The following is a 26,039-nucleotide window of genomic DNA, read 5'->3' as shown; positions in this document are numbered from 1 at the left end:
GAGCAGGCTTACGCCGCGAAAGGCTCCATCGCCGCTCGGATCTTCTCCGCCTGTTCCGCGAGCTTCGCGTCGTCGGCCATCGTGCCAGGCGGCCGCAAGGCGACGCCGTCCCAGCGCGGCAGCAGGTGGAAATGAAGGTGATAGATCACCTGACCGCCGGCGCTTTCATTGAACTGATGCAGGGTTAGACCGTCGGCGTCGAAAGCCTTTTCGATGGCTTTCGCGACATGCTGGACCCGCTTCATCAGTTCGCCCAGCGTTTCCGGCGAGACGTCGAGCAATCCGCGGGCGCCCTCCTTGGGAATCACCAGCACATGGCCTTCGGCCCGCGGCATGATGTCCATAAAGGCGAGCGTGACATCGTCCTCATAAACTTTGTGCGCGGGGATTTCGCCGCGCAGAATCTTGCCGAAGATGTTGTTGGGATCATAGGCGACGGCCATGGGGTATTCCCTTCGAGCGCTTGCTCCTTGACGATCGTTTTGGCCGTTCCGATGGAGGCTTGCGTCTCAAGGACGCCGCTCATGGCGCGAACGGATCGTCGCCGGGGCGGCGACGCTGCCATTCCCGCTGAAGAAGGCCGGCAAGGAAAGCAATTGCCTTTACTGCCTGTCAATCCCCATAGGCGAAGGCGCGGATATTGGTGATGCGGAAATCGCTCGCAGGATAGACGCCGAGAATCTCCACTTCCTTGGAGAAGAACTGCAATTCTTCGAGCGCGCGCGCCATCGCCGGCTGTTCGGGATGTCCGTCGGAGTCGGCGAGAAAGCGCGTCGCGGCGAATTCCCCGTCGACCATGTAGCTTTCCAGCTTCGTCATGTTGACGCCGTTCGTGGCGAAGCCGCCGAGCGCCTTGTAGAGAGCCGCCGGCACGTTGCGCACGCGAAAGATGAAGGTGGTGATGGTCGGGCCGGCGTTCGGCGCCGCCCAATCCTTTGTCTTCGACAGCACGATGAAGCGCGTCGTATTGTGCGCCTCATCCTCGATATTCTCGGCTAGCACGTCAAGATCGTAAATCTCGGCGGCGAGCTGTGGCGCGATCGCCGCCTTGGTCGGATCTCCCCACTCAGCGACTTCGCGCGCGGCGCCGGCGGTGTCGCCGGCGGTATGCGCCTCGAGGCCGAACTGGCGGATGGCGCGCCGGCATTGGCCGAGCGCATGGACATGGCTGTAGACGCTTCTGAGGCCCTGCCGCGTCGCGCCTTTAGGCGCCATCAGATGGAAATGGATCGGAAGAAAGTGCTCGCCGACGATATGCAGCCCGGAATGCGGCAGGAAATGATGTATGTCGGCCACACGTCCGGCGATCGAATTTTCGATCGGGATCATGCCGAGCGCGGCGCGTCCCTCGGTCACCGACGCGAAGGCGTCCTCGAAGCTCGCGCAAGGGAGCGGCGTCAGATGCGGATAGGCCTTGCGGCAAACGAGGTCGGAATTCGCGCCGGGCTCTCCCTGATAGGCGATATATTGCGTCACTTTGCGTCCTGTTCGCGCGCAGCGGCGCGCAGCGCGGTCAAATCGCGTTCCGTATCCACCGATGGGGCGGCTTTGTCCAGCAGCGCGGCGTCGATGCGCATGCCGGCTTCGAGCGCGCGCAACTGCTCGAGGCGCTCGCGCAATTCCAGCGGGGAGGGCGGCAGCGAGACGAAGCGCTCCAGCGCCGTGCGGCGAAAGGCGTAAACGCCAACGTGCTTCAAGCGCGGCCCTTCGCCATACGGCGCGGCCGCTCTGGTGAAATAAAGCGCGCGCAGCCGATTGGGCGTGAGCGACGCTGCGACGAGCTTCACGGCGTTCGGATCGTCGGCTTCGTCCAGTCTCGCCGGGCAGGCCAGCGTGCCGATGTCGACGCAAGGGTCGTCGAGAAGCGCGAGCGCCGCCGCAAGCGCGCCGTCGGGAACGAAGGGCTGGTCGCCCTGAAGATTAACCACGGCGCGATGGCGGCCTTGTGGATCAAGAGTCCGCAGCGCCTCGCCGACGCGGTCGCTGCCGCAGGCATGCGAGCCGCGCGTGAGCGCCGCCTGTCCGCTGGCGGCCTCAACAACGCGCGCGATTTCCGGCGCGTCGGTCGCCACCACGACAGGCCCGACCGCTGCCGCGCAGGCGCGCTCCCAGACATGAATGACGATGGGCCGGCCGTCGATTTCGGCGAGCGCCTTGCCGGGTAGACGCGTCGACCCCAGACGCGCCGGAATGACGACGATCGGCGCGAGCGCCTGCAAGGCGGCGTCAGTAGGCGTTGCTATCCTCGGCCATCCAGCCCTTTTCGCTCTTCACGAAATGCAACGTGCCCTCGCTGGTGTGCACTTCGCTCTTGGCGAAGGTCCGGTCGTCGTCGAGGCCGAGAAACGCACATTTTCCCCGCGCCCGCTCATCGGCGCACTTCGCTTCGAAGCCCTCGGGAAACTGAATTTCAGCCTCGTACATCAATTCATATGCGTCGATATTTTCGCGCTTGACCTCGCGGCCCTGCACCTTCTTGAAGGAGACGAGTTTGGCATCAACGCCGTTCTTTTCGAGAAGATTGCGCAAGACCTTCGCGCCCGTGGCGTCGCCGGGCATATGCTCGCCGCAAGCGGAAAGCGTCAAGGCGACTGAGAGGCCAGCCACAAGGCCGAGAACAAAGCGTAATCCAGATGCCATCTACTCCTCCGGCGCGGCGCTCATTGCGGCGCGTTATTGTTCGTTACGCTAATGCGCAGACGCTTCACAACTCTCCGTCTGTGAAATTTCATATCAGATAGTTGCATTTTTGTGCAGCCGGAGTAACGTGACTGCGCCAAATGAGTTGCGCGTCTGGCGGCGTCGAAGGGCCTGAAAGAAGACCCATGGCGTGCGTAAGCGTTTGATGCGTATTCGGCACAACTTTGAATACCCTGCGGAGTGCTCAGGTCCGCCGCATCTCCTGGGTCCGTGGGGTTGGCCGACTGGCGGTGGTTGGAGTGGCCTCCTTGAAGCCATCGTCAGTCGGCCGCCTTGCCCAAAGCGGTTGCTCCTCCAGCCAAAAATTATCGGAAGCGCGCCTACGGCGACGCTCCTAACGGCTAGACCAGCATTGTGACGAAAGCCTCGGCGGCGCGCGCGCCTATTCTGCGCCGGTTTACTTGATCTTCGTTTCCTTGAATTCCACGTGCTTGCGCGCGACAGGATCGTATTTTTTGAAGACGAGTTTTTCCGTCTTGGTGCGCGCGTTTTTCTTGGTCACGTAGAAATAGCCCGTATCCGCCGTGGACAGGAGCTTGATCTTGATCATGGCGGACTTGGCCATCGCTAATTCCAGTCGTTTCGAGACAAAAAATCTTCCCGGCCGCTGAGCGCGCCGGGAGCGAATTGGCGGGCAACATACGTGCGGCGAAAGCGATGTCAAGGCGGCGCCCGGGGCGGCAGCCCGATCCGGGGCGATTCGAGCGTCGTCAAGCGGAATGGCAAAGATCAGCCATAATTCTGTTGGTTAATCTCGAAGAGGAGCGGCGTGGGGCCGCGGCAATACTCGGGCTGGGAGAAATATCTCGTAAGAAGCCGATGCTCGCGCGTCGATGAGCGCGGGGCCGGCATGTATCGACGTGAAGAAAGTCCTCTTTAATCTTCACGCGAACGCGCCTGGAGTCAGCAGTATGAGCGTAACACTCGAAAAGCGACGCAAAGTCGCCGAGTTGGAGAACTTCGAAAGACGGATACGCCAAGAAAAACGACGCCTGCTCAACGAGTTGGAAGGCCTGGAGCGGCCGTTCCGCAACGCGCAGGCGAGCGGATGGATAAGAGATTATTCAAGCGCTATCGCTGGCGGTTGGCGCGCCTTGGGGGCCGCGCCATTCAGAGCGCCGGTCTGGTTCTATATCGTCGTGGCGGTCGTCCTGATTGGGGGCGGCGGATTGGTCGCGATTCTCACCTTGAGAGGCGCGCCTGCGCACCGCGCCGATGGCGCGACGCTGCGTCAGGTTGAAACCCCAACGACGCCCGCACGGATCGAGCAAGCGACGCCTGCGCCCCTGAACGAGGCCGCGCAAACCGCCGACGCCGGGCCGTCCTCGGCGCCCTTGGTCGGCGCCTCGCCGGATTCAATTGCGCCTCCCACGCCGCCGACGTCCGATGCTAACAATCTGCGAGAGCGGCTCCGGGAGGCGGAATCCGCGGCGCAACCCTTGCCCGAGCCGCTGCCGCCGCCGACGAGAACGGAGCTTCCCGCCGCCGCGCCGGCGCATCGCGCAGTTTCGCCGCTCGATCAGACTCGGCCGAAAACCGCCTTTGACGACGCGCCGCCCGTTGATATGGCGGCGCTGGCGGAGCCGGACGACGAGGCGCCTGCGGCGCAGGCTGTGGCGCGCCAAAGCCAGCGCGAGGACGAGCCCGCGAACGACGCCCGCCGTGGAAAATGCTTCGTCAAGGTCGACGGACAGATTCTGTTCGAACGCGGCTGCATGCTCCGCCAATCCGGGCGCTCCAAATTCACGCTCAACGCCGGAGACGACGCCCTGGTTCTGACGCTCGAACGCGGACGGACGTGGACGGCGAGCCTTGGCGGCCGCAGCCTCGGCAAGGTCTATCGCACGGGCGAGTGCTGGGGCAGGCGCCGACAGGTCTACATCTGCGCGAAAGGAGCATGAGACGCCGCGCTATCGCTTCTTCTTCGCGTGTATCGGCGGGCGTCGATCCTTCGTTCTTGCGACCGCCCGCGGCGGCGGCGCGCGGCGTTCGCCGCCGCTCACGACTTCGAAACGCAAAGCGCCGGCGATCGGCGCCGCCTCGATGAGCCGCACCTCGATGACATCGGCGAGTCGGTAGCTGACGCCGGAGCGCGAGGTGAGCGCGTGCGCCGCTTCGTCATAGGCGTAATATTCGCGGCCCAAGGTCGCCGCCGGCACGAAGCCGTCGGCGCCTGTCTCGGCGAGACGCACGAACAGACCGGATCTGGTGACGCCGGAAATGCGCGCCTGAAAGCGCGCGCCGATCTGGTCGGCGAGATGATGCGCGATGAGCCGATCGACCGTTTCACGCTCGGCCGCCATCGCGCGCCGCTCGGCGGCCGAGATGCGGGCGGCTATCTCCGCAAGTTCGCCAACCGGCATCTCGGGCAAGGCGCCTTCGCCGAGCTTCAGCGCGCGAATGAGCGCGCGGTGCACGATGAGATCGGCGTAACGGCGAATGGGCGAGGTGAAATGCGCGTAGCGGCGAAGATTGAGGCCGAAGTGGCCGTAATTCTCATGGGTATATTCGGCCTGCGCCTGGGTGCGCAGAATGATTTCGTTGACGATGTTCTCGTGCTCCATTCCCTTCACGCGATCCAGGATCACATTGAAATGCGCGGGGCGCAGCGTTTGGCCCTTGGCGAGCTTGACGCCGATCGTCGCTAGAAATTCCGAAAGCGCCGAGACCTTTTCGCGCGAAGGTTCGTCATGAGCGCGATAGATCAGCTGCTGGCGATGCTGCTCCAAGGTTTCGGCCGCCGCGACATTGGCGAGGATCATGAATTCTTCGATCAGTCGATGCGCTTCGAGCCGCGGCGGAAGGATGACGCGATCGAACGAGCCGTCTGTCTTCAACAGGATTTTGCGCTCGGGTAGATCGAGATCGAGCGGCGCGCGCAAATTGCGCGCGTGCCGAAGCGCCTCATGCGCGGCGTAAAGCGGCTTGAGCACCGGGTTAAGCAGCGGCCTCGTGGTGTCATCCGTGCGGCCCTCGATCGCGTCCTGCGCCTGCGCATAGGCGAGCTTGGCGTGCGAGCGCATCATCACGCGATGAAAACTATGGTCGATCTTCCTGCCCTTGCTGGTGACGCGCATGCGGACAGCAAGCGCCGGCCGATCCTCGTTAGGCCGTAACGAGCAAAGGTCGTTGGAGATGCGCTCGGGTAGCATCGGCACGACGCGGTCGGGGAAATAGACCGAATTGCCGCGCTCCAAAGCGTCGCGGTCGAGCGCCGAGCGCGGCGTCACATAATGCGCAACGTCGGCGATGGCGACCGTAAGAACGAATCCGCCGTTATTGTCGGGCGCGTCGTCAGGCGCGGCGTGAACGGCGTCGTCGTGATCCTTGGCGTCGGGCGGATCGATGGTGATGAGCGGCAGGTCGCGCCAGTCTTCGCGCGCGTGCAGCGATGCGGGCTGCGCGCACTCGGCCTCCGCCGTCGCTTCCGCGCGAAATACGTCGGGGATGTCATGCGCACGTAACGCGATGAGGCTCACCGCCTTCTCGCCCGTCACCGACCCCAGCGTTTCGCATACGCGGGCGCGCGGCGCGCCAAAGCGCGTCTTGCCGACGAGATCGACCGAGACGAGGTCGCCGTGCTTGCCTTCGCCAATGTCCGCCGCCGCGACGGCGAGTTCGCGCCCCGCCTGCTTCTTGTCGACCGGCTGGATGCGGCCGGCGCCGTTCGCCTCGATATGCAGCACGCCAAGCACGCGATGGCGCTGGCGCGACAGAAGTTTGACGACGCGCCCGACATAGGGCGGCTCATTCGGTCCGGCGTCGCGATCAGGTTCGGCGCGCACCAGCGCGCGGTCGCCGAGGCCCGCCAACGGCTCGCCCGGCCGGGCGCGGCGCGGCGCGTGGACGCGAATGCGCGGCGCCGGCCCAAGTTCGTCTTCGTCCCATTCGACCGGCGCGGCGATCATCTCGCCGTCGCGGTCGCGCGCGACAATGTCGACAAGCGCCACCGGCGGCAGCGCGCCCTTGCGGGTCACGCGCCGGCCACGCTTTTCCAGAACGCCCTCTTCCGCGAGCTCAGCGAGCAGGCGCTTGATGGCGATACGGTCATCGCCGGCGACCCCGAAGGCGCGGGCGATTTCGCGAAGGCCGATCGCGCGCGGGCCGCTCGCCTCGGTTTCGCGGGAGATGAAGGCGAGGATGTCTTCGCGGGAAGGCGCGCCTTTAATTTTTTCGTTCTTCTTCGCCAAGGACTCGCTCAAAAAGGGGGTTGAAAAAATGCGGGGCTATGCCGCCCACATCATAGGGAGCCCTGTCGAGTGGTTTGCACAAACGTCATTCCAGGCAAACCAAAGGTGCGACCGGGAATCCAGAGCGAACATTCAAGGTTTTCGTCGTGACTCTGGATTCCCGATCGCGCGCGAAACGCGCGTCGGGAATGGCGTGCGGCAGTTCGACCGGACTCGTTGTCACACATATAGGTTGCCGGCGCCGAAATCGAAACGTCGCGCCAACCACTTCCTATTTCGCCGCGAGCTTCTTCGTCGAAGGCTTTTTTGCGGGCGGTTTTTTCGCCGCAGCCTTCTTTGCGGTCGCCTTCACGATCTGTCTCACTGGCCGAGAATCGTCGAAGGGGGCCTCGTCGCTGTCTTCGATTGTCTTCTTCGCTTTAACCGGCGTTTTCTTGGCCGGCGCCTTTTTGGCGGCTTTCTTTGGCGTGCCGCCCTTGGCTTCGATCAGGCGGAGAGCTTCTTCGAGAGTCACGTCTTCGGCAGAAGCGCCCTTGGCCAGCGTCGCGTTGATCTTGCCCCAATTGACGTATGGGCCGAAGCGGCCGGCTCGCACCGTGATCTTGCCGCCTTCGGGATGGTCGCCGAGCACGCGGCCGCCAGCCGCGCCGCCGCCCGCAGCCTTTGCCGCGAGCAGCTCCAGCGCTTGCTCCAGCGTCAACGACGCTGGATCGGTTCCCTTCGGTATCGTCGCGTTGACCTTGCCCCAGTTCACGTAAGGACCGAAACGGCCGGCCTTGACGCTCACCGCGCCGCCCTCGGGATGATCGCCCAGCGCGCGCGCTGGCTCCGCCGGACCGCGCGAGAAGCGCGAACCGCCGCCGCCCGACTCCTTCTGTACGATAAGGTCGATGGCGCGATTGGCGCCGATCGTCAGCACGTCGTCGTCGCGGCCGATATTGGCGTATGTCTTGCCGTGCTGCACATAGGGACCGAAGCGGCCGATGCCGGCGATGATCGGCTCGCCGCTCGTTGGATGCTTGGCGACTTCGCGCGGCAAGGCTAGCAGCGCCAGCGCTTGCTGCAGCGTGAGATCGTCCGGCTTGATCGACTTGGGCAGCGAGCCGCGCTTGGGCTTTTCGCCGCCTTCTTCCTGCTCGCCTTCCTGCACATAGGCGCCAAAGCGCCCGTCGCGCAGCGTGACCTCCGCGCCGGTCTCCGGGTTGACGCCAAGAACCTTAACGCCCGGCCGCGCGGCGTCGACGGCGTCGCCCGTCGGCGGCGACAGCGTTCGCGTATAACGGCATTCGGGATAGTTCGAGCAGCCGACGAAGGCGCCGAACTTGCCAATCTTCAGCGAGAGCTGGCCGCTGTTGCAGGCGGGGCAGAGCCGCGGGTCGCCGCCATCCTCCTTCGGCGGGAAGACGTGCGGCCCTAAAAGCTCATTGAGACTGTCGAGCACCTCGCTGACGCGCAAATCCTTGGTGCCGTCGACGGCGATGGAGAAGTCGCGCCAGAAGTCGCGCAGCACCTCTTTCCAGTCGATCTCATTATTCGAGACGAGGTCGAGCTTTTCTTCGAGGTCGGCGGTGAAGTCGAATTCGACGTAGCGCGAGAAGAAGCTTTCGAGAAAGGCGACGACAAGACGTCCCTTGTCCTCGGGGACGAGCCGCTTCTTGTCGAGCCGGACATAGTCGCGGTCGCGCAGCACGGCGAGCGTCGAGGCGTAGGTCGAGGGGCGACCGATGCCGAGTTCCTCCATGCGCTTGACCAGCGTCGCTTCGGTGAAGCGCGGCGGCGGCTCGGTAAAGTGCTGGGTCGCGTCGATTTTTTCGCGGGCGCATGGTTCGCCCTGCGCCATCGCCGGCAGGCGGCCGCCGTCCTCGTCCTCCGCATCGTCGCGGCCTTCCTGATAAAGCTCGAGGAATCCCGGAAAGCGGACGACCTGACCGGTCGCGCGCAGCTCCAGCGCCCGCGCGCCGGCCTTGGCGTCGATCTCGACCGTGGTGCGTTCGAGTTCGGCCGACTCCATCTGGCTCGCGATGGTGCGCGTCCAGATCAGTTCGTAGAGCCTTGCCTGCTCGGGCTCGAGATATTTCGCCACCTGCTTCGGCAAGCGGGAGGCGTCAGTAGGCCGGATCGCTTCATGCGCTTCCTGCGCATTCTTGGCCTTCGTCGTATATTTGCGCGGAACATCGGGAACGAAGCGGTCGCCGTATTCCCGCCCGATGACGCCGCGCACGCTTGCGATGGCCTCGGGCGCCATGTCGACGCCGTCGGTTCGCATATAAGTAATGAGGCCGGCGGTCTCGCCGCCGATATCGACTCCCTCATACAGCCGTTGGGCGATGCGCATGGTGATCGCCGGCGCCAGGCCGAGCTTGCGCGACGCCTCCTGCTGCAGCGTCGAGGTGGTGAAGGGGGCGTAGGGGTGGCGCTTGACCGGTTTCGCCTCGACCGAGCGGACCGTGAAGGCCGCAGCGTCGAGCGCCTTTTTGAAGTCTTCGGCCTCCGCGCCTGCGCCGATGTCGAGGCGCTGGATTTTCCTGCCGTCGGCGCCGACCAGTCGCGCCGTGAAAGGTTCGCCGGCCTTGGTCTTCAAATGGGCGACGAGCGACCAATATTCGCGCGGGACGAATTTCTCGATTTCGAGCTCGCGGTCGCAGACGAGGCGCAGCGCCACCGACTGCACGCGTCCGGCCGAACGCGCGCCCGGAAGCTTGCGCCACAGCACCGGCGACAGGGTGAAACCGACGAGATAGTCGAGCGCCCGGCGGGCCAGATAGGCGTCGACCAGCGCCTGGTCGATCTGGCGCGGATGCGCCATCGCCTCCCGGATCGCGTCCTTGGTGACCGCGTTGAAGACGACGCGCTCGATCTTCTTGTCCTTGAGGACCTTTTTCTTGTTCAAAATGTCGAGCAAATGCCAGGAGATGGCCTCGCCCTCGCGGTCCGGGTCGGTGGCGAGGATGACCTTGTCGGCCCCCTTCACTGCGTCGGCGATGGCCGCGACGCGCTTTGCGCCCTTGGCGTCCATCTCCCAGACCATGGAAAAATCTTGGTCAGGATCGACCGAGCCGTCCTTGGCGGGCAGGTCGCGAACATGGCCGTAACAGGCCAACACATTGAAATTACTGCCCAAATACTTGTTGATCGTCTGCGCTTTGGCCGCCGATTCGACGATAACGACATTCATTTCGAGATTATTCCAAGGGTGCGCCGGCTCGGCGCGAGCGGCGGAAGATGGTCAAAATGGGCGCCCCCTGTCAAATTGGCCAGCCCGGGAGCTTAAGGGAAGCTGCGTCATGGAAAAACCTCGCGAGCTTCAACCGGCGGCCGTCGAGGCGGCGGCCGTCGCCCCGCGCGCCAAGGCGTCGAGCTATCCTGAACCGTTCGCCTCGCGGATGGGCGGGCGCGAAAAGCGGCCTTTGGGCGACGTCTTCGGCTTGAACAATTTCGGCGTCAATCTGACGCGGCTTGCCCCCGGCGCGCGGTCGGCGCTGAAGCATCGCCATAGTCGGCAGGATGAATTCGTCTTTATCCTCGATGGAGAGCCGACGCTGCTGCGCGATGACGACGAGATCGTCCTGCGCGCCGGCATGTGCGCAGGCTTCCCGGCTCGGGGCGCCGCGCATTGTCTTATGAACCGGACCGATCGCGACGTGGTCTATCTTGAAATCGGCGACCGCTCGGCAGGCGACGAGGCGAGCTATCCTGATGACGACCTCGTCGCGGCGCTTGGCCCCGACGGCCGCTGGATTTTCTCTCACAAGGACGGCCGTCCGTATTGAGCGCACGTGTAGGCGTTCGCCTGGCTTGCTCGCCTTGGCGCCGTCCTGTATGAGCGAGCCGACGCGGCGCACGCCGCGAAACGGCCTCGTGGCGGAGTGGCTACGCAGAGGACTGCAAATCCTTGTACGGGGGTTCGATTCCCTCCGAGGCCTCGCGTTTTCCAAATCGGTTGGCGGCGTTGCGGCGCGCAGGCTTAATGATAGCGCAAGAGAAACGAGCTGCACGGCCCGAGCGGGGGTTCATTTGGGTCGGTTTTCTTCGCAGTTGCGTTATAGTTAGGGCGACATCGCCATCGGAGAGCGTAATGAAGCTGAATTTGTTGATCGCGGATGCGCAGACGCGGCTGGATCAGGCGCGCCGCGAGTTGAAATCCGCCGTTCTTGATTTCGACGTCTCTGACGACAAGCTCATGGAAATGCGGGCCGCCGCGCGCCGCGTCTATGACGAACTCGGCGCGCTCGACCGCAAGAAGCTGAAGAGAGGCTTTTTGGGCTTTCTAAAGTTCTAGTGACCGCTAAGCGGCGCGCCGGGCTCTTTCGCCCGCCGACGCGCGCTCCATAATTGATAGGAGCGCGCGTTCATCGCGCTGCAGAACGAGGTCGCCAAATGATTAGTCCTGAAACGCCTCCCGGCGCCGAGGTGATTTGCCTAGACGCGACTGCCGGCCCCTATGGTCGTTGCGAGGGCTTGGCCCGCGGCGCCATTTACACGGTTGCGCGCATCGCCCGCGGCATCGACGGCGGTCATGTCGTGATTCTTGCGGAAGTTTCGCCCTGGCGGACCTATGCGCCTCCCTGGGGCGTCGTCGAAGTGGGTTTTGAGCTTCGCCGCTTCCGATACCTCGACATTCCCGACGAGCTCACAAGGCTGCTGCGCGAAACGCAATTCGAGGACGTCTGACTTCCCGCATCATCTCGCCGCCGGCGCCTGGGGCGACGCCTCCGGACGCGGCAGCAGCGGAGCGGCGGCGTTCGATCGGCGAATAAAGGCCTGCGTATCCAGTTTCAACGCCAATTCGTCCCAGGGACCGGCCACCTCGAAGGCGATGCTGGGAGCCCAATCGCTGATTTTGCCGGCATTGTCGGCTTCGCTCGCAACGGCCTTGATCGCGAGCGCGCGTTCTGGCAGCGGCGCCGATCCGCTGAACGCCACTGAGAAGCCTCGTCCCCGCACGCTTCCCTCAGAAATATTGGCGACGCCGTTCTCGAATTTTATCGAGGCGCTGGCGGCGTCGACGATCGAACGTCCGGAGCGGATGTCGACGGCGCTCGACAATGGGCGTTTTTCCAAACCCTGCAGCGCCTTCTCCAGATCGACGCCGGAAATCTCGCCGTCGACGAGCGCCACGCTGGCGCGCCCGTTCAGACTTTGCATAAGCGCAGACATCCGGTCGCCGGTCCCATCCAGCGTGAAAGTCGCATTGAGGGAGCCGGCCAGCAATGGTTTGCCGTAAGCATCCCAAAGCAGCGGGCCCGCCTCGACCGCCGTCGTTTGCGCATTGGCGCGGAACACCAGCCCGTCGGGCCCTGGCGCGACGGACGCCCGGAGCTTAAAGGCGCCGCGATAGGCTTGAGCCTGGTCGATCGAGAACTCCGCCGCGCCGTCGCGCAGAGTCGCCGTGATCGACGCGTCGTTGATTTTCAGCCGGCCGAGCCGCGCGTGGCCGACGGCGAGATGCAGATCTACGTCGACGCCGGAGAAGTCGGGGAGACCGAAGGGTTGCCTGGTCCACTGTCCGTTCGCGTCGACAAGCGGAGGCGCCTCGGAAAGAAACGGCCGCAAGGAGAGGAATTCGCTTTGAAGCGCAGCTGCGAGCGTTGGCCGGCCATCCTCTTTCTGAAGGTCGAGATCGCCTCGAAATACATTTCCATCGACAAATAGACGTGCGCCTTTGAAGTGCGCCTCTCGCGGCGCGAGCGTCGCCTGCGCGGAAAATTGTGCATCGCTGAAGGGGCCGGGCAGGGGGATTGCAACGTCGAACAGCGCCAGCGCGCGCCGCGCCGAGGCCGCCGCGGCCGCGACACGGCCTGCGAAGCGGGCGTTGGCGCCGAGCTGACCGACGCCCTGCGCCTCGAACTGAAAGGTCTGGCCGTCGAGCCGCGACGTGACGACGGACTCCTCACCGCGCAGCAACGCGCCCGGACGCGCGACCCACAGCAAGGCCTCGAGTCGTTCGCCGTTAAAATCGAACGCCCCCGTCAGCGCCGCCGCCTCGCCAATGCGGCGCCATTCAAATTTCGCGTTGATTTTCTCCAGCGCGTAGAACCGGCCGCGATAGGAGACCCGCGCGTCGCCGTCGACGATCGACACAGTTCCAAATCGCACATTATCCGCCGCCGCCGCTTCGAGCGTCGCCGGCTTTGCGGCGGCCGCTCGGGCGGCCGCGCCGGGCGCGCCGTCCGGCGTTTTGTCGAAATCGACGCGCGCGTGGGGCCGGACAAGCTGTACCGCCGCGACCTTCAGCCGTCCCGCCAACAAGGGCAGAACGTCGACGTCGCCGCGAAGCTCGCTCGACTCGATGATGAGCGCGCCATTGCGGTCGGCGAAGGCGACGCCTTCGACGGCGATGCTTGGGCGTGGAAAAAGCGAGAAGCTCGTTTTGCCGCGCGCCGCGACGTAGAGGCCCGAAGAGCCTTGGAGTTGATCGCCGACGGCGTCCATAAGCGCTGCTGGCGAGAACAGCCAGGGCGCGATTGCGGCGGCGATCGCCGCGAAGGTTGCGACCGCCGCCACAGCCGTTGCGAGCAGGCGCCGCGCAGCGGCGGACGGGCGGCGCGCCTTGATGGCTGGCGCGAGCTTGTTGGTTAAGGCGGACGGCGGCAAGCCCCGTGCTCCCGAAGCTGGTCTCTGGGACTTTACTTGTCGCGGTCAACGGGGGCGATAAAGTGGCGAAAGCCGAGTCTAGCGCTGTTGAGCGCGCGCCATCTCGTTGCGCAGCGCAGACAGGATCTCCTCGACATAAAACGGCTTTTCGACCATGGCGTGCTCAAGGTGCGCCTCCGGCAGTCCCGCGCGCCCGCACCCTGTGGTGAAAATGAAAGGGCAGCCGCGGGCGGCGAGCGCGTCGGCGACGGGATCGATCTTTTCGTGGCCGATATTGACGTCGAGCAAGGCGAGTTCGACGCCGTCCTCGCGCGACAGCCGCACCGCCTCCTCGACGCTGCGCGCCATCCCCGCAATAATTAAGCCGAATTCGGAAAGCGTCTCTTCAAGCGCCAGCGCGATATAGGGATCGTCTTCGACAATGAGCAGCCGTCGCCCGAGCAAAGGATCGCCCGCGCGCTGGGAGTCATCGCTCGGAGCAGCCGAGGATGAAAGGTCGGAACTCGAAACCGACATACGTGAATGGTGGGGCGGTTTCCCGCAGTTGTCTAGCTTTCGCGCGGCGTTTGTGGCGAATTAGCGCGCAACATGGCGAACGCCGCCCAGACTGCCAGGGCGCACCAGCTCAGGATCGTCAGTCCGCCGCCGATCGGCGCGGCGAGAGAGAAAAGTTTCGTCGTCAAGAAGACGCGCGCCGCCAGGTCTCCGGCGAAAAGCGTCACCCCAGCCTGAAGCGCCAGGACGATTGCGGCGAGCCAGTTCGCTTCCTGTCGCGGCGTCGTCCGCGCAAGCGCGGCGAGGCCGACGCCGGCGGCGGCGTGGATCATGAGAAACTGGCTGGCCGTCGCGAGAAAAGGACTCGCGTCGAGATGCGCCGATGCCGCGGCGAGAGCAACGCCCGCCGCGCCTTGAGCGGCGGCGACAGCGCCTATCAAAAAAGCCAATCTCACTGGCGACTCCGTATTGCGGCGCCGGTCGGCGGGCGTTTTCCAGATTCAAGCGTCACAGGCGTCATCACCAAAATACAGACGCCCGACAGATGAACCAGTTCTCGATATCACGATCGCGTTCGACGCAGTTCTCGCAAACTATGACGCGACCTCCTATATTGCCACGGAGAATTGGCAGGAGCGCAGAATGAGCGCAATGGGCGTCGTGATATGTCTGGCGATCGCCGCCTCGGCCGGCCTTGGCGTTTATTTACGCCTGCGACAGATGGCGACGGTTGAGGCCAATCGCGATCGGGTGCCGCCGGATTTCGCGGGCGAGGTGACTCTCGACGATCATCGTCGCGCCGCCGAATATACGATCGCGAAAACCGAGTTTTCTATCGTCGAAACGATTTTCGACGCCGCGATTTCAGTTTTGTGGCTGACGCTGGGGCTCGCGCCGCTCTATGCGGCGGTCGTCGCCATGGTCGAACCGGGCCTCGTGCGCAGCGTTCTGTTCGTTCTCCTCTTCGGCGTGATCGCCGGGTTGATCGATATGCCCTTCGCCGCCGCGCGGGCCTTTTGGCTCGAGGCGCGGTTCGGCTTCAATCGCCTGACGCCGCAAAAGTTTCTCATTGATCAGGCGAAGACCGGCGCATTGGAAATCGCCGTTTCAGCGCCTTTGCTCTTCGGGATGTTCTGGCTGCTGCGCGCCGCGCCGGACACATGGTGGCTCTTGGCTTATGTCGCCTTCATCGCCATCGCGATCGCGATGGCCGTGATCTATCCGACGGTCATTGCGCCGCTCTTCAATACATTCACGCCGCTCGAAGAGGGCGCGATGAAGCGGCGCATGGAGGCGCTCCTCGCCAAATGCGGCTTCGAATCGAAGGGGCTCTATGTGATGGACGCCTCGACGCGCTCCACCCATGGCAACGCTTATTTCAGCGGTTTCGGCAAAGCCAAGCGCATTGTCTTCTTCGACACGCTGCTTGCAAGACATTCTCCCGACGAGATCGAGTCGATCCTCGCTCATGAACTCGGCCACTTCAAATTCGGCCATGTGCGGCAGATGCTGTTACAAGCGGCGGCGATCGCCTTCCTTGGTTTCGCTGTGCTGTGGCAGGCGTTCGGCTCCGACGTCTTCGCCGGCTGGTTCGGTTTGCCGAATGATCCGGGGATTGTCCTCGTGGCGCTGTTGCTGGCGCGCGAGCCGATCTCGCATATCCTGTCGCCCTTGCTCGCCTGGCGCTCGCGGCGGGCGGAATTCGAAGCCGACGCCTTCGCGCGCGATCTCGTCGGCAAGGAGCCGATGATCTCGGCGCTGACGCGGCTCACGCGCGACAACCTGGCGACGCTGACGCCCGACCCGCTTTACGCGACCTTCTATTTTTCGCATCCGCCCGTGCCGGTGCGGGTGGCGCAGCTGCGCGCGACGGCGTAGGGCGGGGCGTCTACGAACGCGCCGCGCCGTCGCCGCGCCTTCTCGCAGCGCCGGCTTTCGCAGACTCGTCCGGTGAGCGGCTGGCGCATACCTGTGGCCAAAAAAGCACTTGAACTGAAAATGTCGCTCTTTTCCTGAATTTGCCCGGAAAATCCACGGATCGAGGCTACGCTGAGCGTAAGCCCCCGGGAGCCTGAGGATGAATTGCGCGAGCGGCGTTGCAGCAATCTGTTCACTATTGACCTCGCCGAACGCGGTGAATGTTTCGAACCTGGCCGAGCAGGAAACTCCGACACATGCGATCGCCCAGCCACTGAAGCGACCACCGAGCATTGAGTTCGACTCTTGGTCGTGGGGCACGACCCGAAGATCATGGTACCAGTGGTTCACAGCAACGGCTGCAATCGAATCTTCGCTTGAAGCGTCCGGGTGGCGTCTTCGAGCAACCGGCGGATTCGGGGGCTATGCCGCTGATGTGAAGGGGAGCGACGCAGAGAATGTCATCGCTAGCGCGATGGAGGTGGACGACATAGCGCTTCCCCATCTCGGCACGGTAGGCAAATACTACGGGTCCGATGGTTTTGTCGGCGCACAGATCGGCTACGCTCTGATCGACAAGAATTGGGAGGTGAGCGGATTTCTCGGGGTGGGCATGACCACTGAAGGTTACCTCGGCGCCAATATGTCGAATGCGGCGCTACGCATTCCGCCAGAATCTATTAGCGATCTTGCGGGAACCGAGTTTGGCGTTTTGGGAAGTCTGGAGTTAAGGGCGGCGCCGAATGATCAACTGATGCTTTTCGCGTCGGCCGTCTATACGACCGCATTTGGATGGGGGTATTTTGAAGTAAAGCCGGGCGTTGTATTTCCGTTCAACGACTCCCTCCTGGTTTGGTTGAAAGGAAAATTATTCTTTGGACCGCATGCGGCGCTGAATACTTATAAGGGCGAACTTCAGCCAATGTTTGGCGCGCATGTCACGCTCATGGAGATCGGACCGTTCTATGCGAGCCTTGCAGGCGGCTATGTCCGTGATGAGTATGGCGGTAAGGGAGGCTATACGATTCTTGAGACAAGCGTACGATTTTGAGATGATTTGACGCCCATTCGATAGGCGCCAACGCGAACGCCGCGCAGGCGACTCCCGCCCGCAGCCGTCATAAGCCACCCGGTGTCTGGCGCTGGCAGCAGCTGACCGCATTAATATTGACAACGGAATGCGGCTGAACGGCATTCGGCTTGCACGAAGTCTGAAGGCGTCTTCTCCCGACCGCCGTCTTTAATTTTCGAACCCATTCGAAAACTAGCACAGTTCGTCGAAGCGACGGTCTTATGCCGCCAATGAGAGCTCGACGCATAAATTTTCCGCATGACTTCGATCGGTAGACGAAATATACGACGAAACACTCAATTTTAGCCTGGCGATCGCCGTTCTCGGCGTTGGGCTCGAAGGAACATTCTCATGATCGACCGCCGCAGTTGCATCATCGCCTTTTCGATTGTGATGTTCGCGACTGGGGTCGGCGCGGAAGCTCCAAAGACATCGACCCCTGCGGGCGAGGGGACCGCATCTTCATCGATTACGGTATTCGCCGCGGCCAGCCTCAAGAACGCGCTCGATGCCGCGGCCGCCGCCTATAAGAGCAAGACTGGGGTCGACGCGACGATCAGCTACGCCAGTTCGATGGCGCTCGCGAAGCAGATTGAGGCGGGAGCGCCAGCTGAGATATTTCTCTCCGCCGATGCCGCCTCGGTAGACTATCTCGCGGAAAAAAATCTCATCCAGTCGAAAACGCGCTTCAATCTTCTTGGCAACGCGCTCGTGCTGATCGCGCCCGGCACGTCAAAATTGGAAAAAGTGGCGCTTACAAAAGATGCGTTTGCGGCGGCGATCGGATCGGGCAAAATTGCAACGGGGAATATCGCCTCGGTTCCAGTCGGTAAATACGCTAAGGCCGCACTCGACAAGCTCGGTCTCTGGAGTGTCGCGGAGCCGCATTTCGCCTTCACCGACAATGTTCGCTCCGCGCTGATGTTTGTCGCGCGCGAAGAAGCGCCACTTGGAATTGTCTATCTCACCGACGCCAGATCCGAGCCCAAGGTGAAGATTGTGGCGAGTTTTCCGGAGTTCTCGCATCCGCCGATCGTCTATCCAGCGGCGCTGACCGCAAGCGCCAGGGGCGACGCGCCGGAAAAATTTCTTGCCTTTCTGCAAAGCGATGAGGCTAGGGCGATTTTCGCGGAGCAAGGATTCACGACGCTGCACTGAGGCGCCGCCGACGGCGCAATTTTGCTTGGCGCCGGGATGACATGGGGCGGCGCAGTCCTGCGCTGGTATGCGCAACCCACGTTGCGCTCGAATATTCCGACCCACCGCTAATTTGGACGAAGCGAGAAAAAGGCGTTTTTTCCGGCTTGCCAATTATTATAGTCATGCTATCGTTTTTATAGACTAATGGAGGCTGGCATGAGCGTGGGTGGGCGTTTGGAAAAAGGCGTTGGCTTGGGGATTTTTGTGGGCTTGCTCGCGCTCGCAGTATTGGCGAGCGCGAATTCTCAAGCGGGTCAGACGTTCCTGAACGTCTCTTATGACCCCACGCGCGAACTCTATAAGGCGATCAATCCCGCCTTTGCAGCCGATTGGAAAGCCAAGACCGGTCAAACGATCGAAATCCTGGCTTCGCATGGCGGGTCCGGCGCACAGGCGCGCGCGGTGATCGAGGGGCTCGACGCCGATGTCGTGACGCTGGCGCTCGCCGCCGACATTGACGCGATCGCCAGCAAGAGCGGCAAAATCCCCGTTGATTGGCGGAAGCGCCGACCCAATAATTCGTCGCCCTACACGTCGACGATCGTGTTTCTCGTCCGCAAGGGCAATCCAAAGGCCATCAAGGATTGGGACGATCTGGCGAAGCCCGGCGTCGCCGTGATCACGCCCAACCCGAAGACGTCCGGCGGCGCGCGTTGGAATTATCTCGCGGCCTGGGGTTATGGGCTGAAAAAATTCGGCGGCGACGAAGCGAAGACCAGAGATTTCGTCAAAGCGATCTACAGGAACGCGCCGGTGATGGATACGGGCGCGCGAGGCTCGACGATCACCTTCGCACAACGCGGCATCGGCGATGTGCTGCTCGCATGGGAGAATGAAGCGTTCCTTGCGCTCAAGGAATTTGGCGCTGACAAGTTCGAGATCGTCACGCCGCCGCAATCGATTCTGGCCGAGCCGCCGGTCGCCGTCGTCGACGCCAACGCCGACGCCAAGGGCAACAGGCAGCTCGCGGAAGCCTATCTCGACTTCCTTTATTCTCCGCCGGCGCAGGCGATCATCGCGCGCAATTTCTATCGTCCTGTTCATCCGGAATATGCGGCGAAAGAAGACGTAAAAAAATTCGCCAAGATCGATTTCATCACCGTGGATAAAAGTTTCGGCGGCTGGGCGGCGGCGCAAAAGAAGCATTTCGCTGACGGCGGCATTTTCGATGAGATTCAGAAACAAGAGCTGACAAGGTGACCTCCCCGAGCCTTGTTGGCAAAAACGCTCGGCGCTTCACGGCGCCGAGCGTCATTCCAGGCTTCGGTCTGACATTCGGCTACACGCTGATCTATCTCGGCCTGATCGTTCTCTTTCCGCTCGCCACGCTCATCTGGTGGTCATCGGGACTAGGATTTTCCGGCCTTTATGCGATCGCCTCGGAGCCGCGCGTCGCCGCAGCGTTGCGCACGACCTTTTTCATTTCGTTCGCGGCGGCGGTCGTCGATCTGTTCTTTGGCCTTATCGTCGCCTGGGTGCTCACCCGATACGATTTCATAGGCCGTCGACTGCTCGACGCATTCGTCGATCTGCCCTTCGCGCTGCCGACGGCCGTCGCCGGCATTTCACTCGCTGCGCTTTATTCGCCGAATGGCTGGTTCGGCGCGCCGCTTGCCGACTACGACATCAAGATCGCGTTCACCCGCTGGGGCATTCTGGTCGCGCTCATCTTTATCGGTCTGCCCTTCGTCGTGCGCACCGTGCAGCCGATTATTTCGGAACTCGAAGTGGAGTTGGAGGAAGCCTCCGCCACTTTGGGCGCAGCCCGGCTGCAAACGGTGATCCGCGTGATGCTGCCGCCCCTGGCGCCAGCGTTGTTGACAGGCTTCGCGCTCGCTTTCGCCAGATCCATTGGCGAATATGGCTCGGTGATCTTCATTGCCGGCAATATCGCTTATGTGTCCGAGATAGCGCCGCTGCTCATCGTCGTGAAGCTTGAACAATATGATGTCGCCGGCGCGACGGGCATCGCGACGATCATGCTGGCGATTTCCTTCGCGGCGCTGCTCCTCATCAATCTGGTCCAGGCGTGGAGCCGCAAGAGATTTGGCCATGTCTGAGATTGCAATGCCCCTCGCCGCTGATCACCGCGCCAAACATCGGCCCGTCACCCAAGACTCGCCGCTCGCGCGCTGTGCGCTCATTGCCACCGCGGTGCTGTTTCTCGCCATTTTCCTTTTGGCGCCGCTTGCAATCGTCTTCGTTGAAGCCTTCAGCAAAGGGATCGGACCCTTTCTTGCGGCGTTCGACGATCCCGATGCGCGCGCCGCGATCCGTTTGACCCTTCTTGTCGCGGCGCTCGCCGTGCCGGCCAATCTTGCGTTCGGCCTCGCGGCGTCCTGGTCGATCGCGAAGTTTTCCTTTCCCGGCAAAAGCGTTCTCATCACGCTCATTGATCTGCCTTTTTCCGTGTCGCCCGTCGTAGCCGGCCTCGTCTATGTGCTCGTGTTCGGCGGTCAGGGTTTCTTCGGCCCATGGCTCGCCGAACATGGCGTGCGAATTATCTTCGCCGTGCCCGGCATCGTTCTGGCGACGATCTTCGTCACCTTTCCTTTCGTTGCGCGCGAACTTATTCCGCTGATGCAAGAGCAGGGGACGGTGGAAGAGGAAGCGGCGCTCACGCTCGGCGCTTCCGGCTTCAAGACTTTTCTCACCGTAACTCTGCCCAACATCAAATGGGGACTGCTCTACGGGGTGTTGCTCTGCAACGCCCGCGCCATGGGCGAGTTCGGCGCCGTTTCCGTCGTATCCGGCCATATACGCGGTCTGACCAATACAATTCCGCTTCAGGTGGAGATACTCTACAATGAATACAATAATGTCGCCGCTTTCGCTCTCGCGGTTCTGCTTGCAGGCTTGGCGCTCGTCACACTCGGGCTCAAGACCTTCCTCGAATGGCGTCACGCTGACGAACTCTCCGGACGCGTACGACGCCACTAAAACGCGTAAGCGCGGCGCTTCTATTCGCATCGAGGGAGTCGAGCAGGATTTCGGCGCCTTTCCGGCGTTACGCGACGTCAGCCTCGACATTCAGTCGGGCGAACTCGTCGCGCTGCTTGGGCCTTCGGGATCGGGCAAGACGACGCTGCTGCGGGTGATTGCCGGCCTCAATTCTCCCGATCGCGGGCGCGTACTGTTTGACGGCGAGAATGCGACTAATCTCCCCGTGCAGGACCGCCATGTCGGCATGGTCTTTCAGAACTATGCGCTCTTCAAGCACATGACCGTCGCCGACAATATCGGCTACGGTCTAAGAGTTCGTCCCAGGCGCACGCGTCCGTCTCGAGCCGCCATCAAGGCGCGCGTCGCGGAACTTTTGCAATTCGTGCAGCTCGACGGTCTTGGCGGCCGTTATCCGGCGCAACTCTCCGGCGGCCAGCGCCAACGCGTGGCGCTTGCGCGCGCGCTGGCGATCGAGCCGCGCGTGTTGCTGCTCGATGAGCCATTCGGCGCGCTTGACGCGCGCGTCCGCAAGGATTTGCGCCGCTGGCTGCGCGACATTCATAAGCAGACCGGATTGACGACGGTTTTCGTCACGCATGATCAGGATGAGGCGATGGAGCTCGCGGATCGCGTCGTCGTGCTCAATGAAGGCCGCATCGAACAGATCGGCACGCCGGGCGAACTCTATGATCGGCCAGCCTCGCCTTTCGTCATCTCGTTTGTGGGCGAAGCGGTCGCGCAGCCGGTCACCATCGCCGACGGTCATGTCAAATTCGGCGGGCGGGAATTGCATATCGATACGCATGGGCTGCGCAGCGGTCCCGCGAAAGTCTTCTTCCGGCCCGCCGACATCGCCGTCGCATCGGAAGGAAACGGCGAACTCGAAGGCCGAGTCGAAAGCCTGAGGCGCACCCCTGCCGGCGTGCGCGCCACCATCGCGATCGATGGCTATGATCAAACGCTTGAAATCGACTCGCCGCTCGAACGCGGCGCGGCGCTTGGCGACCGTGTTCCGCTGAACCTGTCGAAGGCGCGCATATTTCCGGCGGACGAGAAGGACGCATATGTCGACGCCGGAGACGGCATTTGAGTCCCGCACTTGCTGACAGCATCGATGAACGAGGCGCGACGAACGACTGGAATTCGGCGCTCTATCTGAAATTCGAGGCGGAGCGTACGCGCGCCGCCCGCGACCTGCTCGCGCGCGTGCCTTATTGCGACACGCAACTCGTTTTCGATCTCGGGTGCGGTCCGGGAAACAGCACCCGGCTTCTCGCGATGAGCTTTACCGACGCCGATATCGTCGGGATCGACAAGTCCGACAATATGCTGTCGGTCGCTCGCGCTTGCACGCCGACGGCGACGTTTATCAAAGCGGATATTGCGCATTGGCGGCCTTCGGAGCCGGCTGATCTCATCTTCGCCAATGCGGCGCTGCATTTCCTGCCCGACCATCGCGGGTTGATGACGAGGCTCTTGAGCTACTTGCGGCCAGGCGGGCGTCTCGCCGTCCAAATGCCCAACAATACGCATGAGCTTTCACACGCGGCCATGCGCATGGTCGCGGCGGACGGTCCATGGGCGCCGCGTCTGCTGCCCATCGCGAAGTCGATCATGGTGCTCGGTCCGCTTGAGGAATATTACAATCTGTTCGCGCCGCTCTGCAGCACGATCGATATTTGGCAGACGGTCTATGTTCACCCCCTCGATGGTCCTGAAGGCGTCGTCGAATGGTTCGAAGGATCTGGCCTTCGCCCGTTTCTAGATCTGCTCGATGAAAATGAGCGCGCCGAATTTCTCGCGCGCTACAGAGAGAGGCTCGCGCAGGCCTATCCGCGTCAACCGGACGGCAAAGTGCTTTTGCGATACCCGCGTCTTTTCTTCGCCCTGCAGAAATAAGATCGAGACGGCGCTTGCGGGCATGCAAGTTGCGTCGCGCCAGTTAGGCGAAAAGTGTGACATTGCCGCAACGGTTCCGCTCGATTTAGGGGTTTGTATATAAAATCTATAGACAAAAATCCGAGTTTTCGATTGACTGACACTTGCGGCACAGGCGGAAACAATTCGCAGAGGGAACTCCTCCGCGACCACAGGTCGAGAGCTGGGATGTCAAAGCGGGATTTAAGACTGAGCACTGCAGTGGCGGCGATGGTTCTTGCCCTCGCGCCGCATGTGTCCTTTGCCGAAGAGGCGGCCCAGGCGTCGGCCGGAAAAGCTGACGCGCCGGAAAAAAACTCGGTGAAAACGAAGACCATTGGCAAGAAGGCGACAGGTTCGGCGGCGGCGCCTGCCGCCCCAGCAGAGAAGAAGAGCTATTACGTGCCGACGCGCGGCTATCGTTTGGAGCCGCAGCCGGATATTCCGCCCTATGTGCGCAATCTCGCCAAAACCTACAAGGAATTCGAAGGCGTCGACTGGTTGAACGTTGGCCTCGATTCGCGCGTGCGCTTCGAATACCGCAAGGACGATTACCGGCCGTGGACGAGCACGACGACCAATCCGCCAAGCTCTCAGCGCAAGTATTTTCCCAATTCGCTATGGCTGTCGCGCACGCGGGCTTATCTTGGCGTGCAGAACATCCTCGATCCGTTACGTTTCGTGATCGAATTTCAGGACTCACGCGCCTACAACAGCATCTATGGATATCAGGGCCAGGAAATCAATCAGACCGATCTCATTCAGGCGTTCGCAGAACTCTATTTCAAGGACGCGCTTGGCAAGGATGATCTCGGCAACGATCGGCCACTTAGCATTCGCGCTGGACGCTTTCATTTGGAGTTGCTCGACAGGCGTCTGATCGCGAACAACGAGTTCCGCAACACGACAAATAACTTTGAAGGCTTTCGCCTCAGGTTGGGCAAGAAGGACAACGACTGGGATATCGACAGCTTCTTGATGCGGCCGGTGGTGCGCTATCCTTACGAGTTCGATCGGCCCGAATGGGGAAACTGGATATATGGCACGGTGTTCAGCATACGCCGCTGGTCGGAGTTCGCGACGATCCAGCCCTATTTCCTGGGCCGCAAGCAATATGCTGATCTCCTCAACACGTCGAACGCGTTGAGGCTCCACAGAAACACCTACGCGCCGGGGTTGCGCGTCTATGGAGTGCTCGGAGACTTTGACTACGACGCCGACGTCAATAAGCAGATGGGCGAGACGGGCGAATTTCGCGCCTTAGGGACCGTTCAAAACGCCATTCAGACGACGGTCCAGCATGACGCCATCGCCTATTCGGTCGAGCTCGGCTACACCTTCTCGGACCATTCCTGGAAGCCGCGCATCAGCGCCGATTACATCTACGGGACCGGCAACAAGAGCCCCTTCGACAGCGTCAATCAGACGTTCGACATTTTCTACGGCTTCAATCAGCCGTTCTCCCGCAATGACTACATAGCGTGGCACAACATAAAGGCGGCGAAGGCGCGTCTCGAATTCTCGCCATTCAAGAATCTTCAGATCGACACCGCCTTCAGCGCCTATTGGCTGGCGAGCGCCGCCGCCGCCTGGGACCGCGCCAATCTGTTTGCGCCGCTCGGCAACAGAGGCACGTTCATAGGCACGGAATATGATCTCCGAATCCGTTATAAACTGAATGCGTTCATCAATCTCACCGCGAGCTATGCGCGTTTCTGGCCGGGGTCGTTTACATCGAGCTTCGCGCCGCCGGTCGCGTTGCAGCCTTTCTTCCCGCAATCCTTTCCCGGACAGACCACAACGACGAACGGCCTGAACGCTCGCCCGACCGACTTCTTCTATCTCGAAGTCTCGGCCAACGCCTTTGGCGACGGCAACCCCATCGCCAAACCGCCGGGCGCGGATTTTCTCGCTCTGTTCAAGCCTGAAGGACCGCCTCCGCCGCCGCCGAGCTGGTCGGATGTTTACATCGGCCTCAACGGCGGTTCTGCCTGGTCGAGTCCGCAGTCGATCGTGCAGCCTTGGCCTTTCGGCGCAGCCGTAGCGAGTCCGGACATCGCCCTCAGCGCGACGCCAATCGACCAAACCAACCATCTCGCCGGCTTCATCGGCGGCTTCCAGAGCGGCGCCAATTGGAAATTCGTCGACAGCATCCTGACTGGCGTCGAGGCTGATCTTCATGGCGTTTCGGGCAACACCGACACCAAATGGAAGGCTTCGCTCAGCTCAGCCGGGGGCAATAGTTTCGCCACCTATACGCAGCGTACCGCGACGCTCAACTATCTCGGAACGATCCGCGGCCGGTTGGGCTATCTCGTCACGCCGACGCTCGCCGTCTATGGCACTGGCGGCATGGCCTATGGCGGAGTCACTTCCAATGCCGCGATCCTTACCCGCCGCATTGGCGGAACCAACCAGACGCAGGTCAATCCGGTCTATCAGGACAGTCTTATCGGCTGGACGGCGGGCGGCGGCGCTGAATGGATGTTTACGCCCGACTGGAGCATCAAAGTCGATTATCTGCGTTACGATCTAGGCGCCGCTCAGGCCTCCACCTTCGCTGTCCAGCCGAACGGCTTTTATGCCACCGGCGCGACGACTTCGACGCGGTTTAACGGCAACCTCATCCACGCCGGCGTCAACCGCCACTTCGATCTGCTGAGTCTGGCGCATGCAAAATAGGCGATGCCAGGCAACGGCTCCTTTGGTCTTACGACCCGGCTGACCGCCCAATAACTGCCGTAGACGGCATTCGACGGCCAGCTGAATGCATCGCCGCCACTCGACTTGGCGCCTGTTCGACTGCAATTACATCTAATACCAACCTGTGCTGATCAGAACCGATGCGCCCAGTCGCGCAAACCGATGGACATGATGCGCCAGGGTTGTTCGATGAGTTTGTTCCAGGCGTCGCAGCAATGGTCGACGATGTCGTCGTATGATTTGAACACGCGATTGGAGAGCCAGTTGTCGCGCATGAACTGCCAGAGGTTCTCGACCGGGTTGAGTTC

At 62.2% G+C, this 26,039-nt stretch carries 23 protein-coding genes, 1 tRNA gene and 1 pseudogene; 14 read left to right on the top strand and 11 right to left on the bottom strand.

Going from position 1 to position 26,039, the window contains the following annotated elements:
- Positions 1 to 8: 8 nt before the first annotated feature.
- The 5 genes from QZ964_RS02225 to rpmG all read right to left on the bottom strand — a co-directional run bounded on the left by QZ964_RS02225 (position 9) and on the right by rpmG (position 3,265).
- Complete coding sequence (locus tag QZ964_RS02225; protein ID WP_292528408.1) at positions 9 to 443, bottom strand: HIT family protein; 435 nt, start codon at positions 441 to 443, stop codon at positions 9 to 11.
- 169 nt (positions 444 to 612) lie between these two features.
- Positions 613 to 1,476: a prephenate dehydratase gene (locus tag QZ964_RS02220; RefSeq protein WP_292528406.1), complete on the bottom strand. Its 864-nt coding sequence runs from the start codon at positions 1,474 to 1,476 to the stop codon at positions 613 to 615.
- Positions 1,473 to 2,219, bottom strand: coding sequence for a 3-deoxy-manno-octulosonate cytidylyltransferase (locus QZ964_RS02215; RefSeq protein WP_292528404.1), 747 nt, complete (start codon positions 2,217 to 2,219; stop codon positions 1,473 to 1,475). The genes QZ964_RS02220 and QZ964_RS02215 overlap by 4 nt, the downstream gene beginning before the upstream one ends.
- Before the next feature lie 7 nt (positions 2,220 to 2,226).
- Complete coding sequence (locus tag QZ964_RS02210; RefSeq protein WP_292528402.1) at positions 2,227 to 2,640, bottom strand: hypothetical protein; 414 nt, start codon at positions 2,638 to 2,640, stop codon at positions 2,227 to 2,229.
- 457 nt (positions 2,641 to 3,097) lie between these two features.
- Positions 3,098 to 3,265, bottom strand: coding sequence for a 50S ribosomal protein L33 (gene rpmG / locus QZ964_RS02205; RefSeq protein ID WP_036286758.1), 168 nt, complete (start codon positions 3,263 to 3,265; stop codon positions 3,098 to 3,100).
- Between the two features lie 346 nt (positions 3,266 to 3,611).
- On the opposite strand from rpmG, the gene QZ964_RS02200 reads away from it, so the two are divergent.
- Positions 3,612 to 4,601 carry a hypothetical protein gene (locus QZ964_RS02200; protein ID WP_292528396.1) on the top strand — a complete coding sequence of 330 codons (990 nt, stop codon included), beginning with the start codon at positions 3,612 to 3,614 and terminating at the stop codon, positions 4,599 to 4,601.
- A gap of 9 nt (positions 4,602 to 4,610) precedes the next feature.
- Here QZ964_RS02200 and rnr read toward each other — a convergent pair whose 3' ends face one another.
- On the bottom strand, positions 4,611 to 6,890 hold the full coding sequence (rnr, locus tag QZ964_RS02195; protein WP_292528394.1) for a ribonuclease R: 2,280 nt from the start codon (positions 6,888 to 6,890) through the stop codon (positions 4,611 to 4,613).
- Positions 6,891 to 7,161: 271 nt separating this feature from the next.
- The gene (topA, locus tag QZ964_RS02190) at positions 7,162 to 10,065 is read right to left on the bottom strand and encodes a type I DNA topoisomerase (RefSeq protein ID WP_292528393.1); all 2,904 of its coding nucleotides are present in this window, start codon (positions 10,063 to 10,065) and stop codon (positions 7,162 to 7,164) included.
- Positions 10,066 to 10,174: 109 nt separating this feature from the next.
- On the opposite strand from topA, the gene QZ964_RS02185 reads away from it, so the two are divergent.
- The 4 genes from QZ964_RS02185 to QZ964_RS02170 all read left to right on the top strand — a co-directional run bounded on the left by QZ964_RS02185 (position 10,175) and on the right by QZ964_RS02170 (position 11,561).
- Positions 10,175 to 10,660 (top strand): cupin domain-containing protein, encoded by a 486-nt coding sequence (locus tag QZ964_RS02185; protein WP_292528392.1) that lies wholly within the window; start codon positions 10,175 to 10,177, stop codon positions 10,658 to 10,660.
- Positions 10,661 to 10,742: 82 nt separating this feature from the next.
- Positions 10,743 to 10,813: transfer RNA gene (locus QZ964_RS02180), tRNA-Cys, on the top strand.
- A 152-nt stretch (positions 10,814 to 10,965) separates the two neighbouring features.
- Positions 10,966 to 11,169 carry a hypothetical protein gene (locus QZ964_RS02175; protein WP_292528390.1) on the top strand — a complete coding sequence of 68 codons (204 nt, stop codon included), beginning with the start codon at positions 10,966 to 10,968 and terminating at the stop codon, positions 11,167 to 11,169.
- Positions 11,170 to 11,267: 98 nt separating this feature from the next.
- On the top strand, positions 11,268 to 11,561 hold the full coding sequence (locus QZ964_RS02170) for a hypothetical protein (protein WP_292528389.1): 294 nt from the start codon (positions 11,268 to 11,270) through the stop codon (positions 11,559 to 11,561).
- Between the two features lie 9 nt (positions 11,562 to 11,570).
- Here the strand turns inward: QZ964_RS02170 and QZ964_RS02165 are convergent, their stop codons facing one another.
- From QZ964_RS02165 to QZ964_RS02155, 3 genes are all read right to left on the bottom strand, one after another.
- Positions 11,571 to 13,484: an AsmA family protein gene (locus QZ964_RS02165; RefSeq protein WP_292528387.1), complete on the bottom strand. Its 1,914-nt coding sequence runs from the start codon at positions 13,482 to 13,484 to the stop codon at positions 11,571 to 11,573.
- Between the two features lie 78 nt (positions 13,485 to 13,562).
- Complete coding sequence (locus QZ964_RS02160) at positions 13,563 to 13,928, bottom strand: response regulator (RefSeq protein WP_292528385.1); 366 nt, start codon at positions 13,926 to 13,928, stop codon at positions 13,563 to 13,565.
- A gap of 104 nt (positions 13,929 to 14,032) precedes the next feature.
- Positions 14,033 to 14,434, bottom strand: coding sequence for a DUF423 domain-containing protein (locus QZ964_RS02155; RefSeq protein WP_292528384.1), 402 nt, complete (start codon positions 14,432 to 14,434; stop codon positions 14,033 to 14,035).
- 187 nt (positions 14,435 to 14,621) lie between these two features.
- On the opposite strand from QZ964_RS02155, the gene QZ964_RS02150 reads away from it, so the two are divergent.
- The 9 genes from QZ964_RS02150 (at position 14,622) to QZ964_RS02110 (ending at position 25,710) form a co-directional block, all read left to right on the top strand.
- Positions 14,622 to 15,857, top strand: a complete 1,236-nt coding sequence (locus tag QZ964_RS02150; RefSeq protein WP_292528382.1) for a M48 family metallopeptidase — start codon at positions 14,622 to 14,624, stop codon at positions 15,855 to 15,857.
- A 199-nt stretch (positions 15,858 to 16,056) separates the two neighbouring features.
- Positions 16,057 to 16,947, top strand: a complete 891-nt coding sequence (gene bcsS / locus QZ964_RS02145) for a cellulose biosynthesis protein BcsS (protein WP_292528380.1) — start codon at positions 16,057 to 16,059, stop codon at positions 16,945 to 16,947.
- 372 nt (positions 16,948 to 17,319) lie between these two features.
- The gene (modA, locus tag QZ964_RS02140; protein ID WP_292528378.1) at positions 17,320 to 18,126 is read left to right on the top strand and encodes a molybdate ABC transporter substrate-binding protein; all 807 of its coding nucleotides are present in this window, start codon (positions 17,320 to 17,322) and stop codon (positions 18,124 to 18,126) included.
- Positions 18,127 to 18,324: 198 nt separating this feature from the next.
- Positions 18,325 to 19,368, top strand: a complete 1,044-nt coding sequence (locus QZ964_RS02135) for a sulfate ABC transporter substrate-binding protein (RefSeq protein WP_292528376.1) — start codon at positions 18,325 to 18,327, stop codon at positions 19,366 to 19,368.
- Complete coding sequence (gene cysT / locus QZ964_RS02130) at positions 19,365 to 20,228, top strand: sulfate ABC transporter permease subunit CysT (protein WP_292528374.1); 864 nt, start codon at positions 19,365 to 19,367, stop codon at positions 20,226 to 20,228. Before QZ964_RS02135 ends, cysT begins: the two co-directional genes overlap by 4 nt.
- Positions 20,221 to 21,108 (top strand): sulfate ABC transporter permease subunit CysW, encoded by an 888-nt coding sequence (gene cysW / locus QZ964_RS02125; protein ID WP_292528373.1) that lies wholly within the window; start codon positions 20,221 to 20,223, stop codon positions 21,106 to 21,108. The genes cysT and cysW overlap by 8 nt, the downstream gene beginning before the upstream one ends.
- The gene (locus QZ964_RS02120) at positions 21,017 to 22,201 is read left to right on the top strand and encodes a sulfate/molybdate ABC transporter ATP-binding protein (protein WP_292528578.1); all 1,185 of its coding nucleotides are present in this window, start codon (positions 21,017 to 21,019) and stop codon (positions 22,199 to 22,201) included. Before cysW ends, QZ964_RS02120 begins: the two co-directional genes overlap by 92 nt.
- Positions 22,198 to 23,010, top strand: coding sequence for a trans-aconitate 2-methyltransferase (gene tam / locus QZ964_RS02115; RefSeq protein WP_292528372.1), 813 nt, complete (start codon positions 22,198 to 22,200; stop codon positions 23,008 to 23,010). Before QZ964_RS02120 ends, tam begins: the two co-directional genes overlap by 4 nt.
- Before the next feature lie 249 nt (positions 23,011 to 23,259).
- The gene (locus tag QZ964_RS02110) at positions 23,260 to 25,710 is read left to right on the top strand and encodes an alginate export family protein (protein WP_292528577.1); all 2,451 of its coding nucleotides are present in this window, start codon (positions 23,260 to 23,262) and stop codon (positions 25,708 to 25,710) included.
- Positions 25,711 to 25,862: 152 nt separating this feature from the next.
- Here the strand turns inward: QZ964_RS02110 and QZ964_RS02105 are convergent.
- Positions 25,863 to 26,039: pseudogene (locus QZ964_RS02105) on the bottom strand (IS630 family transposase); the annotation flags it as partial.

Source organism: Methylocystis sp. (genome assembly GCF_021731785.1).
Classification (GTDB): domain Bacteria; phylum Pseudomonadota; class Alphaproteobacteria; order Rhizobiales; family Beijerinckiaceae; genus Methylocystis.
The sequence above is the reverse complement of the archived record's forward strand: the minus strand, read 5'-3'. Positions and strand labels throughout refer to the sequence as shown.